Annotated in this window: 2 protein-coding genes; both read right to left on the bottom strand. The window is 72.2% G+C overall.

The window, feature by feature from the left end:
* Positions 1–151: 151 nt before the first annotated feature.
* On the bottom strand, positions 152–1,165 hold the full coding sequence (locus tag D1643_RS10800) for a slipin family protein (protein ID WP_370520342.1): 1,014 nt from the start codon (positions 1,163–1,165) through the stop codon (positions 152–154).
* Between the two features lie 5 nt (positions 1,166–1,170).
* Positions 1,171–1,635 (bottom strand): GntR family transcriptional regulator, encoded by a 465-nt coding sequence (locus tag D1643_RS10795; RefSeq protein ID WP_160710613.1) that lies wholly within the window; start codon positions 1,633–1,635, stop codon positions 1,171–1,173.
* Between the last annotated feature and the right edge of the window lie 208 nt (positions 1,636–1,843).

The raw sequence follows: 1,843 nt of genomic DNA, 5'->3' as shown, positions 1-1,843 counted from the left end.
CGGCACGGCGGGCGGGCGGCACGGCGGGGGGACAGCACGGCGGGGGGGCGGTCGGCGCAGTCGGAGGCGGGCGGGCGGGCAACGGCGCGTCCCGCGCGTGGGGGAGCAGAAACGCGGGCGCGGCGGACAGCCGTGCGGGGAGCGCTCTCCCCTACTTCCCCAGAGACTCCCTCACAGCGTCGGGGAAGACGTCGCTGAAGCCCTCGCTGAAGGAGCTGGGGACGACGATGGTGCCGCCGGTCTCGCGGACGGACTCGTAGAGCAGGTGCATGGCGCGCAGGCGCAGGGCGGCGTCATTGGCGGCGTAGAAGTCGCCCATCTCCTCCATGAGCTCGGCGATGTCCTGCTCAGCCTCCATGAGGATGATGCGGGCCTTCTTGCGCTGCTCGGCCTGGGCCTCAAGCGACATGACGTCCTGGAGCTCGGGCGGCATGAGGATGTCGCGCACCTCCACCGACAGGACGGTCACGCCCCAGGGCGACACCTTCTCCTCGAGCACGCGCTTGAGCTCGCGGTCGAGCTGCTCGCGGCGGATGGCCACCTCGGCGGCGCCTGCGCGGCCGATGGCGTCGCGCAGGGCCGTCTGGGCGGCCAGCTCCACGGCGCGGGTGAAGTCGCCCACCTCGGTGCAGGCGGCGCGCGCGTCCCACACGTGCCAGAACAGCACGGCGCTCACGTCGAGCGGCACGAGGTCGGCCGTGAGGGTCTCCTCGGCGCCGAAGGTGGTCACGCGGGTACGCGTGTCGACGCGCATGGTGTTGGACTCGATAACGGGCCACGTCCAGAACAGACCCGGCCCCGACACGCGGTTGAACCGGCCGAGACGCAGCACCACCACGCGCTCCCACTGCTGGGCGATGTGGCAGGCCGCCACGGCAAGCGCCGCCAGCACCACGGCGACGGCCACCGAGAGCGGGCCCACCGTGCCGGCTACGAGCGCCGACACGCCGAGCACCAGGCCGAAGGCGAGCGCGAACAGCACCACCGAGAACAGCACCACGCCGCCGTTGGACGCACGCTCGCCGATGACCTCGGTCACCGGATCGGGAGCCACGCGCAGGCGGCCGCGACCGCCGCGCGCCAGAGCCGGGCCCGTGCCCGTGCCCGCGCCGCCGTCCGCCATCGCCGTGGGGGCCTGGAGAGCCCGCTTTCGTCCGAAGGCCATGGCCATCACGCTCCCTGAGCGTCCGCGTCATCGCGACCGCGGTCGAAGTCAACGATGCGCGCGCCCGCCGCGCCGCCCGCCTGCGCCTCATCGTACTTGAGACGCTTGATGCGCCGCGACATGGCATGCTCGATGTCGTCGAGGCCCATTCCCATCTCGCGGCAAGCGCCAATGCAATCGTCCAGCACGCCGCGGACGCGCGCCGCCTGATCGCCCCCCAGATCGGCCGCCACGTCGCGCACGAACACGCCGCGGCCGCGCGTGGACTCCAGGTAGCCGTCGGAGACAAGGCTCAGGTAGGCCTTGTTGACGGTGTTGTAGTTGATGGAGATTTCCGCCGCCAAGCCGCGCACCGTGGGCAGCTTCTCGCCGGGCTTGAAGTAGCCCGAGGTGATGAGGTACGCGATGCGCTGCCGCAGCTGCACCCATAGGGGCACGTCGCTGGACTCGTCGATCTCGAAGGGGAACATAGGCGAAAACCTCTCTCTTGCGGTCGGGGCTATCTTACAGGATGACGCCGATGGTGGGCTGCAGGCCCGCGCCTACCACCAGCAGGCGGATCAGCAGGCCGCCTACCAGCACGCAACCTGCGGCGGCGAGGGCCGCGAGGGCGCGGACGCTCGCGGAGAGCGGGGGCGCGGGGGCGCGGTGCGACGGGGCGCGGCCGGCGCGCGGGGG

The sequence above is a fragment of the Enterorhabdus sp. P55 genome (assembly GCF_009911695.1).
Classification (GTDB): domain Bacteria; phylum Actinomycetota; class Coriobacteriia; order Coriobacteriales; family Eggerthellaceae; genus Enterorhabdus.
This window is presented reverse-complemented; position numbering and strand designations above follow the sequence as displayed.